Here is a 13640-nt window from a genome sequence, read left to right as displayed (position 1 = left end):
AACACCGTGACCGCCGCCATTGCCTGCGGTGGCGACGTGCACGTGCTGATCGCCGGCCACAACGCCGGTGGCGCCGCCGCTGCTGCCGGCCAGATCGCCGGTGTCGCCAAGGTCCTGCACGCCGACGCGCCTGGCCTGGAACACGGCCTGGCCGAGAACGTGGCCGCGCAAGTCCTCGCGATCGCATCCAACTACAGCCATATCCTGTTCCCCGCGACCGCCAGTGGCAAGAACGTGGCCCCCCGCGTGGCGGCCAAGCTCGATGTCGCGCAGATCAGCGACATCACCAAGGTGGTAACCCCCGACACCTTCGAGCGCCCCATCTACGCTGGCAATGCCATTGCCACCGTGCAGAGCAGCGATGCCACCAAGGTCATCACCGTGCGCACCACGGGCTTCGATCCGGCAGCGGCCAGCGGTGGCAGCGCAGGCACCGAAACCTCCGCCGCCACGGCGGATGCGGGCAAGAGCGTCTTCGTGGGCAGCGAGATCGCCAAGAGCGACCGCCCCGAGCTGACTGCTGCCAAGATCATCGTCTCCGGTGGCCGGGCCCTGGGGAGCAAGGAAAAGTTCGACGAAGTGATGACCCCGCTGGCCGACAAGCTGGGCGCCGCCCTGGGCGCCAGCCGCGCTGCGGTGGATGCCGGTTACGCACCCAACGACTGGCAAGTGGGCCAGACGGGCAAGATCGTGGCGCCCCAGCTGTATGTGGCGGCCGGGATCTCCGGGGCCATCCAGCATCTTGCGGGCATGAAGGACTCCAAGGTGATCGTGGCGATCAACAAGGACCCGGAGGCGCCGATCTTCAGTGTGGCCGACTATGGGCTGGAGGCGGATCTGTTCACGGCCGTGCCGGAGTTGGTCCGGGCGCTGTAAGGCGCCTGCCGCTGATCAGTAGCCGTTGGCGACGCGCACCGCGCCCGCAGGGGCGTTGGTGTACGCACCACCACCGCCGCCGTTCGGGCGGCTGTCGCGCTCGTGGTCGATGCGGTAGCCCTTGCCCTGCAGCGCCACGGGCGTGCCCACGGCCGGTGGCTGCGCGCGCGTGAAGCGGCGCAGCGAACCATCGTCCATGCGGATCGCCACCCGGTACACCGTGCGGGTGCGCGAGCGCTGCTCCACCTGGTGGCCCACATAGCCGCCGCCCACGGCGCCCAGCACCGTGGCGGCCGTGCGGCCGTTGCCCTTGCCGATCTGGTTGCCCACCACGGCGCCGAGCACGCCGCCCGCAACCGCGCCCACCCCGGTGGCGGGCTCGGCCTGCTGGACGGCCTGCACCGATTCGACCCGGCCGCAGGTGCTGCACACCGGGGCGCGCTGCGCCATCTGGGTCGTGCCGCCGGCCAGATTGGCACGCTGGGGCTGGAATGGCTCGGGCATGGGCGCAGGCTGTGCCTGGGCACCGACCTGGGGTGCTACCAGACCCAGCGGCGATGGGGCGGGAGCGGCGCCCTGCAGCGACTGGGCCACCACGGCAGGGCTGGCCGCCGTTGCGGCGGCGGAAACTTCAGCCGGGCGGTGCTGTACCACCAGCGTGGTACCCAGGGCCACCACACAGGCCCCCAGGGAAGCGATGGCGACCCACATCCATTTCATGGGCGAAGGGGTGGAAGGCACGGTGCGCACATCGGACGGCTGCAGGGTGATAGGGCTGTTCATGGTGTTTCTTTTCTTTCCGCGCGCATGTGCGCCATTCAGGAGTCGTTCTGGTTTCGGGGCCGTCACTCAGTGCACAACGCGGCCCATGAGCGCACGGTATACAGGCCACGATGCCCGCCTTTGTCTGCTTTGTAAGGGTCGGTAAGAAGTGCTGCAGTAGCGCCGCAAGGTGCACAGCCCCAGGGCACACATTTGCCATTGCTTACAGCGCCAAGCGACACAGGCCCTAGTCAAGGCACAGGCGCCACCTCCGTACCGTCCTGGGGCACGGGATGCGCCGGGGCGCGACGCCTGCGCACCTGCAGCCCCGCCTCGTCCAGGGCCCGCGCGCAACTGGCAGCGAACAGCAGCACTGCCGACGAAAAATAGATCCACATCAGCAGCACCACCAGCGAGCCGGCCGCTCCGTAGGCGGACACCACGGCCGCCGTCGACAGGTACCAGGCCAGCAGTTGCTTGCCGACGGTGAACAGCGTCGCCCCCAGCACCGCGCCAGCCAGCAGACAGCGCAAGGGCGGCTTGCGCCCGGTGCCGATGCGCATCAGCCCGACGAACAGCGCCACCGCGAAGCCGAAGGCCACCACCTCGTTGAGCACCTGCAGGATGGGGCCGAGCGGCGCGATGGACAGCCGCGCCCCCGCCCAGCCGGCGAACAGGTTGATCAGCGTGGACATCGTGAGCGACACCAGCAGCAAAAAGCCGATGGCCAGCACATAGGCCAGCCCGCGCAGCCGCAGCGAGGCCATGTGCCACCAGGCGGTGCGCGCGGGGTCGAGCTCCGCGCCCTGCCACAGCCGTGCCAGCGCCGATTGCAGCTCCACGAACACCCCGGTGGCGCCCGAGAGCAGCACGACGAAGCCGATCAGCGAGGCCAGGCGCCCCTCGGACGGCTCCTGGGCGCTGGCCAGGGCCTGGCGCATGACGTCGACCACGCGCTCGCCCATCACCGACTGCACCTGGTTCAGCAGGCTGCTCTCCAGGTAGCTGCGGTCCAGCCACCAGCCGAGCACGCCCACCAGCAGGAGCAGCAGCGGCGCCAGGCTGAGCATGCCGTAGAAGGACATGGCCGCGCTCATGCGCAGGCCGTCGGCGTCGAGCCACAGCTGCACCGCCCGCCACAGCGGCATCACGGGCTGTACCAGGGGTTGGAGGCGCTCGGTGGCGCGCTGGATGCGGTCGGAGACGGTCATGCACGGAGCATAGGAGGCGGGGTGGCGGATTTCCACCGGCCGGGCACGGAAGCCACTGTAGGCGCTGTCCCACAGGCGGCTGGGCCCATCTGCCACTTGTGGCAGGCTCTTGCCATCTTCTCCAGGAGCCCCCGCCCATGCATGCCCCCAGCCTGACCCGATTGCGCAGCGTCCTGCAGGACCACATCGACCGCGGCATCCTGCCCGGCGCGGTGGCGCTGGTGCACCACCGCGGCCAGACCGTGCTGCACGACGCCCTGGGCGCCCAGGCGCCCGGCGCGGGGGCGCCGGCCATGGCGCCGGATTCGATCTTCCGCATCTACTCCATGACCAAGCCCGTGGTGTCGCTGGCCACGCTGATGCTCATGGAAGAAGGGCGCCTGCCCCTGTCCCACCCAGTGGCGCGCTACCTGCCCACCTTTGCCGGCCAGGGCGTGTTCGACCCGGCGACGGGGGGTACCACCGCCGTGCAGCGCGAGGCCACGGTGCACGACCTGCTGCGCCACACGGCGGGGCTGAGCTACGCCTGGGACACGGGCCCAGTGGCCCAGGCCTACCAAGCGGCACGCATCGGCTCGCGCCGCGACGGCAATGCGGCGCTGGCCACGGCCATCGGGCCCCTGCCCCTGCTGCACCAGCCCGGCAGCTGCTGGGAATACAGCCGCGCCACCGACGTGCTGGGCGCACTGCTGGAGGTGGTGGAGGGCGAGACCCTGGGCGCCATCCTGCAGCGCCGGGTCTTCGGCCCGCTGCAGATGCACGACACCGGCTTTCACGTGCCGGCGGAGCAGTTGCACCGCCTGGCCGAACCCTTCGCGCGCGACCCGGCCACCGGCGCCGAGGTGGCGCTCAACGACGTAGCGCGGCCGGCCGCGTTCGAGTCGGGCGGCGGCGGGCTGGTGTCCACGGCCGGCGACTACGCGCGCTTTGCGCGCCTGCTGCTGGCCGGCGGCACGCTCGACGGCGTGCGGCTGGCCAGCCGCGCCACCGTGGCCTTCATGGCGGCCGATCACCTGGGCGACCGCATCCCGGCGGCCGGGGACATCCTGCCCGAGGGCTACGGCTTCGGCCTGGGCGTGGCCGTGCGCCGCAGCGCCGGCCTGGCGCCCCATGCCGCCTCGGTGGGCCAGTACGGCTGGAGCGGCATGGGCGGCACCTTCTTCCTGGTGGACCCGGCCGAAGACCTGGTGGCCATCTTGCTCACCCAGGCACCCGGCCAGCTGCGCTACCTGTGCGAGCTGTACCCGGCGCTGGTCTACGCGGCGCTGTAGCAACCACAGGGCCCTGCTTTAAACTCGCCCCCCAAGGGGCAAGAAAAGAATATGCAGATTCGCTGTGCACTGGTCGGCATGCCCGGCTCGGGCAAATCCACCGTCGGCAGGCAGCTGGCGCACCGCACGGGTGTGCCGTTCATCGACCTGGACCATCGGCTCGAGGAAACGCTGGGCACCAGCATCCGCCAGTTCTTCGAGGAACATGGCGAGGCGCGCTTTCGCGACCTGGAGGCCCAGGAACTCGCCAAGGCCGCTGCCCAGCCGGGGGGCATGGTGCTGTCGACCGGTGGCGGCGCCGTGCTGCGCCGCGAGAACCGCGACGTGCTGCGCGCCATGGGCCCGGTGCTCTACCTGCGCGCCTCGCCCGAAGAGATCTACAAGCGCGTCAAGCACGACCGCACCCGCCCCCTGCTGCAGGGCGGCAACCCCATGGACAAGCTGCGCGCACTCTACGCCCAGCGCGACGGCCTGTACCGGGAAACCGCCCACTACGTGATCGAGACCGGCCGCCCCACGGTGCACATGCTGGTCAACATGATCATGATGCAGCTCGAAATGGCTGCGGGCGCCGACATGGGCGCCGAGCAGACACCCCAGCCATAGGCCAACCGCCTCAGCGCAGGGGTGAGGAATCACTCCAGTGGAAGTGCACACGCGGCTGGATGTCCGCGATCTCGGTGCGCAGCAGCGCGGCCAGCCGCGCCGCCTCGCGCTGCGTGAGCCGCGCCACGGTGGTCGACAGGCTGATGGCCGCAAAGGCACGCCCGCCCGCGTCCACCACCGCATGGCCCACGGCGGCGGTATTGGTGTTCAGGCAGCCGCCGCTGCGTGCATAGCCCAGGCCTTGGGTCTGGGTGAGCAGCGTGCGCAGCGTGGCCTCGTCCAGCCCGCCGTAGCGGCCCAGCGTGGCCGCATTGGCCGCCAGCGCCGCCTCGATGAGCTCCTCGCCCTGCGCCGCCATCAGCGCCAGGCCCGCCGCGCCCACGCCCAGCGGGCGGCGCCCGCCCACGGTCACCGACAGCGGCGGGTCGAGCCGCTGCACATTGGTATGGGCATAGCAGACGGCCTCGTGACCGCTGAGCACGAACAGGTAGGCCGCATAGCCCGTGGCATCGGCCAGGCGCTGCAGGTTGGCGCTGAACAGCGGCGCCACGTCGTGCCGGCCGCGCGCGGCCAGGCCGTGCTCGAACGGGCGGCGGCCCAGCACATAGCCGCGCCCCTCGGGCAGCGCGGCCACCAGGCGCGCGGCCATCATGTCCTGCAGCAGCCGGTGCACGCTGGGATGCGGGATGCCGGACTGGCGCGCGATGTCCGACAGCGACAGCCCGCGCGCGTCGTAGCGCGAGAGCTGGTCGAGGATGCGCAGCACGCGGTCGAGCACCAGGGTGGCCATGTTTGTCCATGGAGTGGAAAGAACGATTGTAGGAAACGGCGGGCCGGCCAAGAATGGCGGCATTCCTATAACCATCCTCGGAGACACCCGGACATGACCGCTTTCGACCGCACCCCTACCACCCGCCGCGCCCTGCTGTGCACCGCTGCCGCCGGCATGCTCGGCCTGGCCGCCGGCCCGTCGGCCGCGCAGGAGGCCGCCTTCCCGGCCAAGCCGATCCGCTTTGTCGTGCCCTATGCCCCCGGCGGCACCACCGACCTGGTGGCACGCACCGTGGGCGCCCACATGGCGCAGACCCTGGGTCAGCCGGTCATCATCGACAACCGCGCGGGCGCGGGCGGCAACATCGGCATGGACGCGGTGGCCAAGGCCGCGCCCGACGGCTACACCGTGGGCATGGGCGCGATCTCCACGAATGCACTGAACCCGCACATCTACAAGAAGATGCCCTTCGACCCGCGCAAGGACTTCACGGCCGTGGGCCTGCTGGGCAACTCCACCATCGTGCTCGAGGCCGGCCCCGCCCTGCCCGTGAAGACCGTGGCCGAGCTGCTGGCCCATGCGAAGAAGAACCCCGGTGTTCCCTACGCCACAGCAGGTGCCGGAACCTCCATGCACCTGACCGGCGTGCTGTTCGCGCAGACCAGCAAGACCGACCTGGTGCACGTGCCCTACAAGGGCAGCGCGCCGCTGATCACCGACCTGATCGGCGGCCAGGTGCCGATCGCCTTCGACAACCTGCCCGCCTCGCTGCCCCACATCCAGGCCGGCAAGCTGCGCGCCCTGGCCGTGGCGGGCGCCCAGCGCTCCCCCGCTCTGCCCGACGTGCCCACCCTGGCCGAAGCCGGCCTGCCCGACGCGGTGGTCGAGCCCTGGTTCGGCGTCTATGGCCCCGCGGGCCTGCCCCCCGCCGTGGCACAGCGCCTGAACAAGGCATTGGCCGATGCGCTGGCCGACCCCGCCGTCAAGGACAAGCTGCTGGCCGCGGGCTTCACCCCGCGCAGCGCCAGCGTGGCCGATTTCGATGCCTTGACCAAGCGCGAGTACGAGCGCCTGGGCAAGGTCGCCCACAGTGCGCAGATGAGCGCCGACTGATCCTTTTCTCCCCTTCTTCTTCCCTCCCTGCGTGACCATGACCACCACCCTCGACGCCACCCACGATCCCCAGCTGCGCAGCTGGGTCGCCTCCGCCAATCTGGCGGGCTGCGATTTCCCCATCCAGAACCTGCCCTTCGGCCGCTTTCGCACCGCGGGCAGCGGTGGACCGCTGCGCATCGGCGTGGCCATCGGTGACCAGATCCTGGACCTGCAGGCCGCGGGCCTGGTCGCGCACAACGACATGAACGCACTGATGGCCGCCACGCCGGCCAAGCGCCAGGCCCTGCGCCAGCAGTTGTCCGAAGGCCTGCGCGAAGGCGCCAGCCAGCAGGCCGCCTGGTCCCAGGCGCTGTCGCCCCAGGGCGAGGCCGAGATGGCCGTGCCCTGCCAGATCGGCGACTACACCGACTTCTACACCAGCGTGCACCACGCCACTACAGTGGGCAAGCAGTTCCGCCCCGACAACCCGCTCTTGCCCAACTACAAGTGGGTGCCCATCGGCTACCACGGCCGCGCCTCGTCCATCGGCATCAGCGGCCAACGCATCAAGCGCCCGCAGGGCCAGACCAAGGCGCCCGATGCCGCCGTGCCCACGCTCGGCCCCTGCAAGCGCCTGGACTACGAACTGGAGCTGGGCTGGTTCATCGGCCAGGGCAATGCCCAGGGCGAGCCCATCGCCATCGGCCAGGCCGAGCAGCACCTGTTCGGCGTGGCGCTGTTCAACGACTGGAGCGCGCGCGACATCCAGGGCTGGGAATACCAGCCGCTGGGCCCCTTCCTGTCGAAGAACTTCGCCAGCACCCTGTCGCCCTGGGTGGTGACCATGGAGGCGCTGGCACCGTTCCGCGCCCCGTTCGAGCGCGACGCCGCCGACCCGCAGCCCCTGCCCTACCTCGACTCACCGGGCAACCGCGCCCAGGGTGCCTTCACCATTGCGCTGGAGGTGCTGCTGCAGACCGCCCGCATGCGCGAAGCCGGCGAGCCTGCCGTGCGCCTGGCGCTGACCAACACCCAGCGCGCCGCGTACTGGACGCCCGCGCAGCTGGTGGCGCACCACACGGTGAACGGCTGCAACCTGCAGCCCGGCGATCTGATGGGATCGGGCACGCTCTCGGGTCCCGAGGCCAGCGAAGCCGGCTCGCTGCTGGAGCTGACCGGCGGCGGCAAGCAGCCCGTCACGCTGCCCAATGGCGAGCAGCGCAGCTTCCTCGAAGACGGCGACACGCTGACCCTCAAGGGCTGGTGCGAGCGCGAAGGCGCCGTGCGCATCGGCCTGGGCGAAGTCAGCGGGACGATCGTGGGCTGAGGGACGCACAAGGCAAGCCCTTGCAACTGCTTGGGCTTGCCTTGCTTCTTTGGCAGTCGGATGCCAGTGATCTAGACTACCCTGCCGCCGTCCCGCTCACGTACGAGCGTTCCGGCCAGAGCGCATATCTCAGTGATCTTGACTGGCCTGCGCGGCAAGGCGCCATGCGTTGCGGTTCCGGCCAGAGCGCATATCCCAGTGATCTAGACTACGCGCGACGACAACCGCCGTGCGAAGGAGTTCCGGCCAGAGCGCATATCCCAGTGATCTAGACTCAGCCATCCGCCAACAAGGAACACCATGACGTTCCGGCCAGAGCGCATATCCCAGTGATCTAGACTGCAGCGGTTTTGCGGTTGAACCACACATAGGTTCCGGCCAGAGCGCATATCCCAGTGATCTAGACTCCGACCTGGGCGCCCCTGATTGGGTCGAGAGTTCCGGCCAGAGCGCATATCCCAGTGATCTAGACTGCAGTCGGCCGCCTCGCGCGCCAAGACGCTGTTCCGGCCAGAGCGCATATCCCAGTGATCTAGACTGTAGTCATCTGGCAGTGGCGGGAGTTGGTCGTTCCGGCCAGAGCGCATATCCCAGTGATCTAGACTCCTTCGGGAAGAAGACCAGCGAGAACACCGGTTCCGGCCAGAGCGCATATCCCAGTGATCTAGACTAAAGATCTGGCAGTACCTAACGCTGCTGAAGTTCCGGCCAGAGCGCATATCCCAGTGATCTAGACTCGACGTGTACTGCCTGAGCGATGAAACCGGGTTCCGGCCAGAGCGCATATCCCAGTGATCTAGACTCCTTTCACCTGGCGGCGAACATCCTCAAGGGTTCCGGCCAAAGCGCATATCCCAGTGATCTAGACTCTGAACGAAAAAGACTGACCCGCCCACCAGGTTCCGGCCAGAGCGCATATCCCAATGATCTAGACTCCTGCTCAACGCTACCGGCCGCGTGCCGGGGTTCCGGCCAGAGCGCATATCCCAGTGATCTAGACTACACGTACCAGCTGGTTGGCAGCGTCATGGGTTCCGGCCAGAGCGCATATCCCAGTGATCTAGACTCGAGCCCTCGGTTGGAGGGGCCGGCCTGAGGTTCCGGCCAGAGCGCATATCCCAGTGATCTAGACTAGCGCAGCAAGACCATTGCAGGCCTCAAAGGGTTCCGGCCAGAGCGCATATCCCAGTGATCTAGACTCTGATCGCGGTAACCCCTTGATTCATCAAGAGATTTTCCGCTTTCAGAGGACTAGAAATCCGCGCCATGGTTCAGAACAAGTCGAATTGGTCGGGCGCTTTTTGCGCCGGTTGTTTCGTGCGCCCGCGATAGGTGATCGCGCGCTCGTACTGTTTGTCAGTGAACTGGAAGATATGCACTTTGCCGCCCGGAGGCAAGGCGTGCTCCACCGCGCGGCACAAGGTATCCACCTGGGTCTGGCTTGTGCAAAATCGCATGTAGACACTGAACTGGCTCATTTCGCAGCCCAGATCGAGCAGCGTGTTGCGAAACTGGGTGGCTGCCTTGCGCTCGGCCTTTTCCACCACAGGCAAATCGAACATCACCACCATCCACATAAGTCTGTACCCGGACAACATGGTGCGGCTGGCAGCGCGGATCCGTCAATCGGGTTCGAAGCTGCCCGCCAGCGAAAGGGGCAGGCCGGGCAGCGGCAGGTCGAGCTTGGCGCGTTCCTCCAGGTACACCTGAGCCAATGACGTCGCCAGGCGCTGCATGCACACCATCACGGGCGTCACCCCAACCAGCGTCTGCATATCGTCGTACAGCACGCGCACCAGGGCGCGCTTGGTGTCTGGCGTGACGTGGGCTTCCCCCGCCTTGTGCAGTTGCCATACCTTGAGGTCCACCACGGGGCGAAACGGCTCCATCAGATCGTCAACCAGCCGCATGGCGTTGGCGTCGTTGCTGTGGTGCAGGCCGATGCTGGGGTGCAAGCCGGCGGCTACAACTGCGCGAGCCGTAGCTGACCTCAGTATGGTGTACCCGTAGTTGAGCAAGGCATTGAGCCCATCACCATCCTGATCGCGGCGGAACTCAGGGCCAAACAGCAGGCCCCAATAGCGCCGCGCACCCTGCCCCTCGATGTTCTCGGGGTCGCCGCTTCGGACCTTGGAGACCAGTGCCCGCAATGGCGCGGTCGGCGCGCCAGCGGCTTCCAGCGCCGCCGCCTGCTGCTCCAGCTTGGACTTGACCACTGAGGCCCACAAACGCTTCTGCAGGGGCGCGCCCGCCGCAATCTGTGCCTCGATGCGCTTGGCCTGTACATGGTGGCCATCGAGTGATAGCAGCATGCCCACGGCATTGTGGTTGGTACCGCAGAGCACGAACGGCGCCCCCCTTTCTGCAAGTGCCACCAGGAGATTGTTGGTGTAGCTCAGGCCATGGGCGTTGGCAATGACTGCAGCAATATCATCCAAAGGAACCTGGCCGAGTTCCTTGCGTTCGCCCTCGGTGTCCCTTACCACCATGAAGCCTCGGTTCACAAAAACGTGCCGCCGATCGTCTGCGATTTCGACAATGCGGCCGATCATGGTGGTCAGCCGGTGAAGCCTGGATCACGCAAATCACCAATGGGGGAGATAGTGACCTGACGGGCCTTGGCCTTTTGCATGGAGCCAGCGTACTTGGACGTGTAGGCGAAAGCATCCTGCTTGTCGCTGTTGCGAGCGTCCACATTCGCCTCGTTCACCGGCGCCATGAATATCTGCCCGTTGTTCCCATTGACCTTGACGAGCCTCAGGGTCTCCGCGCGCCCGTCCAACTCCAACCGAACACTGTCTCCGATAACCAGGCGCATGACCAAGGGGCTCCCGTTCTGCCCCGTGGCGGGGTTGCGCAGCTGCTTCCACCCCGATGCACGGACGATCCGGTAGGCATCAAAGGTCGAGACCACATCGCCTTCCCACTTGCCCTTGTCGTTCACCGTGACTTCAATGCAGTAGTTGCTGCCCCCCACATAGCCTTTGTATGCCAATGGCTTGCCCTGGGCATCCACTCCATGGCGTCCGGGCTGCCCCGCTTCGACAATGCGAATCAGGTTGGTGATTTCACGCCCCGCACTGCCATCGGCCTTGCGCCGCTGCTTGATGCGGCCGTCCTTTCGGATGCCATAGGAAGTCTCTTCCATCATGGCACCCTCGAAGCCATGGTCAGGCCGGTGGCTGACCCAGATGTGGCGGACCGCCCGCTCCACGTGGTCACGGTAGGTAGGCCAGGGCAGGGGCATGTCTTCCACCAGGCGCGTCAGGCCACCTTCGCGCGCTTGGGCGCTGGCGCTGGCAAAGCGCTGCATCAAGCCCTGGTCCGTCACGCCGATCACGCAGGCGTCCACGGCATGGTGGCGATGGTCGTCGCGGTTTTTCTCGCCGTTCAGGCCCAGCACGTCGTTCAGCCCGAACTTGGCGCGCAGCATGGCCGTCATCTGGCCCGGTATCACCCGAACGCCTTGGGGGCATACCAGGCGCAGGTAGTTGGCGGCAACGCGTGAAAGGTAGCGGGTGTCATTCAGCGCGCGGGCCAGAAAGTCCTTGTCCTCGCCCAGCCAGCGTTCGTAGCCGTCGGGGGCAAAGCGGTAGCGCTTGCGCAGCGGCATGCGCTCGGCCCGCTGCAAGATGCCGTCGTAGTCCCATCCCTGTGCCTCAAAGTCGGCGCGCGCATTCCATGGCGTGCGGTTGCGCTTGACGCGGTTGGCCTGGCGCATGGCCACGGTGCGGTTGTTCAGGCTGTCGTCCAGCGTCTGGGAGAACGGCAGGATGTGCTCGATCTCCACCTGCTCGCTGAGCAGCATGGCAGCGCTGATCTGCAGGCCACTGTAGGGGCAGTGGCGGTCGGCCACGTCAAAGCTCAGTTCTTCCCACAGAATCCACTTCTGGATATCGCTGCCACGCACGCGCTCCAGGCTGATGCCCAGCGTTTCCGCAATGCGCTCGCGGATGCGGGTGTTGCGCCGCTGGTTATCGGCCTGCTTGCGCTGGGCGTCCTGCTTCTGTTCGCGGCTTTGCTTGAGGTCGCGCGCCAGTTCGACAACCACCTCGGTAGGCCGGCCATACTTGCGAATGAGCGCATTGACCACCGCGCGTACCTGGTTGAGGCCAATGTGCACGGTCGGGTTGGCAATCTTGCCGTAGCGCTTTTCGTCGGGGTCTTCGGGCTTGCCGCTGCCAAAGGCCACATGGCGCTGCAAGGCCTTGCCGTAGTACGGCAGTTGCTTGAAAGCAAACAGCGGCTGGATCTCGCCCGTGGCCGCAATGGTACGTTCGCCCACCTGCTCCACATCTCCAGCGCCATGGTCAAAGTCGAAGCCCAGGTCGCTGTGGTGCGCGAACCCCGCAGCCTGCACGGCCTTGTCATAAGTCACCACATCACGCTGCAGCTCCGGCACGATGCGCGCAAGCGCCTTGCGGCTCAGGCTGCCGTAGCCTTCGGGAAGGGCCGTGTTGGCAATCGCCTCGGCACGCGCTTCGTCTACGCCCGTGTGCTGCTGCAACCAGGCGATCAAGGCACCCTCGCCTTCTTCGCTCACCAGTTGCCAGACGATCTCGTCCTGCAGCGCAGCGTCAAAACCCGCCCAGGCTGCGCCAAACAGCTCTTTACGGCCCAACGCGGCGCTGGTGGCGTTGCCCTTGAGTTCGGTTCGTTTTTCGTCTTCAAGATTGAATTGCACCGTGCCCGAGAGCTTGAGCAGCTTGCGCATCTGCTCAAAGCCCAGCTTGGCGCGGCCCTCCAGAGCCGCCACCACCGCATCGCGCTGCGCCAGCGTCAACGGTAGCTCGCGCAGCGAGTCGTCCAGCAGGCGCAGGTGGTTGACCTCTTGCAGGATGCGGAAGCGCTGCGTGCTGGGCAAGGCCAAAGGGGCTCGCTCTTCGTCGGGCAACAAGGTGCACCGGCCTGGCTTTACTGGGCGCAGCTTGCGCTGGAACAGCAGCGTATCCTTCAAGTCGACCCGCGCGGCCTCGGTGAACAGGGCTGGCTGAAAGACAGACTGCGCCGCCCAGAGTGCATCAAACTCCTGGGCAATCATGGCGCGGTCCACATACAGGTCGTAGCTCTTGTCAATGCGCTTCTTGCCCTCGTCCGTGGTGAAAGGGGTTTCGCGGTAGCGCGCCCGCACGCCCTGGCCCTTCACCCCTTCGGGCTTTTGCTCCATGCGGGCCCGCCAGAACCATTCGCCCACCGTCGCACAGCCACTGGCCGTGATCTGCTCGCGCAGTTGGCCAATCGCCTTCTTGAGCGCGCCGCTGTCGTTGTCCTTGCGGTCGGTCTTGCGGTTGCTCTGGAAGCCCCGCCGCTGGTTGATGTGGAACAGCGCTCGCGCAAACTCGCCGGGGGTCAATGCCTCGTGCAGGCCCTTGGCGCGCAACTGGAAGGGATTGTGGTGCTCCAGAGCCTTGCGATCTGCTGCATCGGCCGGAAAGAAGCCATGGCGCAGCAACTGGTCCAGCATACGGGCCTTGCGCTTGAGCAAGCGGTCGCGCCGGCGGCGCATGGCGCGGGCGGCACGTCGCGTCACGGCCAGGGAAGCACCATCTTTGGGATTGCGGCCATCGCTGAAGATGCGGACTCCCGCCTTGATAATGGCAGTGGGTTGCCCGCTGGGCGCCAGTCGAAAGATAGCCCATCCCAATGAGGTGGATCCCAGATCCAAGGCAAGTCGGTACGGCAAAGACGCAGGCATTTGTCCCTCTCGGTGTTTTTGCCAT

11 protein-coding genes and 1 CRISPR repeat array are annotated in these 13640 nt (G+C 67.1%); of the genes, 5 read left to right on the top strand and 6 right to left on the bottom strand.

Going from position 1 to position 13640, the window contains the following annotated elements; genetic code table 11:
- Positions 1-876: electron transfer flavoprotein subunit alpha/FixB family protein (locus AC07PA_RS03325; RefSeq protein ID WP_494603192.1), on the top strand; the 876-nt coding region annotated here is incomplete at its 5' end.
- Between the two features lie 15 nt (positions 877-891).
- Here AC07PA_RS03325 and AC07PA_RS03320 read toward each other — a convergent pair.
- Both AC07PA_RS03320 and AC07PA_RS03315 read right to left on the bottom strand, forming a co-directional pair.
- The gene (locus AC07PA_RS03320) at positions 892-1659 is read right to left on the bottom strand and encodes an outer membrane lipoprotein (protein ID WP_494603194.1); all 768 of its coding nucleotides are present in this window, start codon (positions 1657-1659) and stop codon (positions 892-894) included.
- A gap of 230 nt (positions 1660-1889) precedes the next feature.
- Positions 1890-2849, bottom strand: a complete 960-nt coding sequence (locus tag AC07PA_RS03315; RefSeq protein ID WP_494603196.1) for a YihY/virulence factor BrkB family protein — start codon at positions 2847-2849, stop codon at positions 1890-1892.
- A gap of 137 nt (positions 2850-2986) precedes the next feature.
- On the opposite strand from AC07PA_RS03315, the gene AC07PA_RS03310 reads away from it, so the two are divergent.
- Together AC07PA_RS03310 and AC07PA_RS03305 are read left to right on the top strand one after the other, a co-directional pair.
- Positions 2987-4120: a serine hydrolase domain-containing protein gene (locus AC07PA_RS03310; protein ID WP_494603198.1), complete on the top strand. Its 1134-nt coding sequence runs from the start codon at positions 2987-2989 to the stop codon at positions 4118-4120.
- Between the two features lie 51 nt (positions 4121-4171).
- Complete coding sequence (locus tag AC07PA_RS03305) at positions 4172-4726, top strand: shikimate kinase (protein ID WP_007860398.1); 555 nt, start codon at positions 4172-4174, stop codon at positions 4724-4726.
- A 10-nt stretch (positions 4727-4736) separates the two neighbouring features.
- On the opposite strand, the gene AC07PA_RS03300 is transcribed toward AC07PA_RS03305, so the two are convergent.
- Complete coding sequence (locus tag AC07PA_RS03300) at positions 4737-5516, bottom strand: IclR family transcriptional regulator (protein WP_494603200.1); 780 nt, start codon at positions 5514-5516, stop codon at positions 4737-4739.
- Positions 5517-5609: 93 nt separating this feature from the next.
- Between AC07PA_RS03300 and AC07PA_RS03295 the strand changes: the two genes are divergently transcribed.
- Positions 5610-6611 carry a Bug family tripartite tricarboxylate transporter substrate binding protein gene (locus tag AC07PA_RS03295; protein WP_494603202.1) on the top strand — a complete coding sequence of 334 codons (1002 nt, stop codon included), beginning with the start codon at positions 5610-5612 and terminating at the stop codon, positions 6609-6611.
- Between the two features lie 37 nt (positions 6612-6648).
- The gene (gene fahA / locus AC07PA_RS03290; protein WP_494603204.1) at positions 6649-7920 is read left to right on the top strand and encodes a fumarylacetoacetase; all 1272 of its coding nucleotides are present in this window, start codon (positions 6649-6651) and stop codon (positions 7918-7920) included.
- Positions 7921-8028: 108 nt separating this feature from the next.
- Positions 8029-9120: direct repeats of the CRISPR family, unit length 36 nt; unit sequence GTTCCGGCCAGAGCGCATATCCCAGTGATCTAGACT.
- 71 nt (positions 9121-9191) lie between these two features.
- On the opposite strand, the gene cas2 is transcribed toward fahA, so the two are convergent.
- The 3 genes from cas2 to cas9 are packed head-to-tail and all read right to left on the bottom strand — an operon-like array spanning position 9192 to position 13615.
- Positions 9192-9518, bottom strand: coding sequence for a CRISPR-associated endonuclease Cas2 (gene cas2 / locus AC07PA_RS03285; RefSeq protein ID WP_494603206.1), 327 nt, complete (start codon positions 9516-9518; stop codon positions 9192-9194).
- Between the two features lie 24 nt (positions 9519-9542).
- Positions 9543-10472 carry a type II CRISPR-associated endonuclease Cas1 gene (gene cas1, locus AC07PA_RS03280; RefSeq protein WP_494603208.1) on the bottom strand — a complete coding sequence of 310 codons (930 nt, stop codon included), beginning with the start codon at positions 10470-10472 and terminating at the stop codon, positions 9543-9545.
- 5 nt (positions 10473-10477) lie between these two features.
- Positions 10478-13615 carry a type II CRISPR RNA-guided endonuclease Cas9 gene (gene cas9 / locus AC07PA_RS03275; protein ID WP_494603209.1) on the bottom strand — a complete coding sequence of 1046 codons (3138 nt, stop codon included), beginning with the start codon at positions 13613-13615 and terminating at the stop codon, positions 10478-10480.
- Between the last annotated feature and the right edge of the window lie 25 nt (positions 13616-13640).

This window comes from Acidovorax sp. GW821-FHT09B03, from assembly GCF_059418305.1.
The sequence above is the reverse complement of the archived record's forward strand: the minus strand, read 5'-3'. Positions and strand labels throughout refer to the sequence as shown.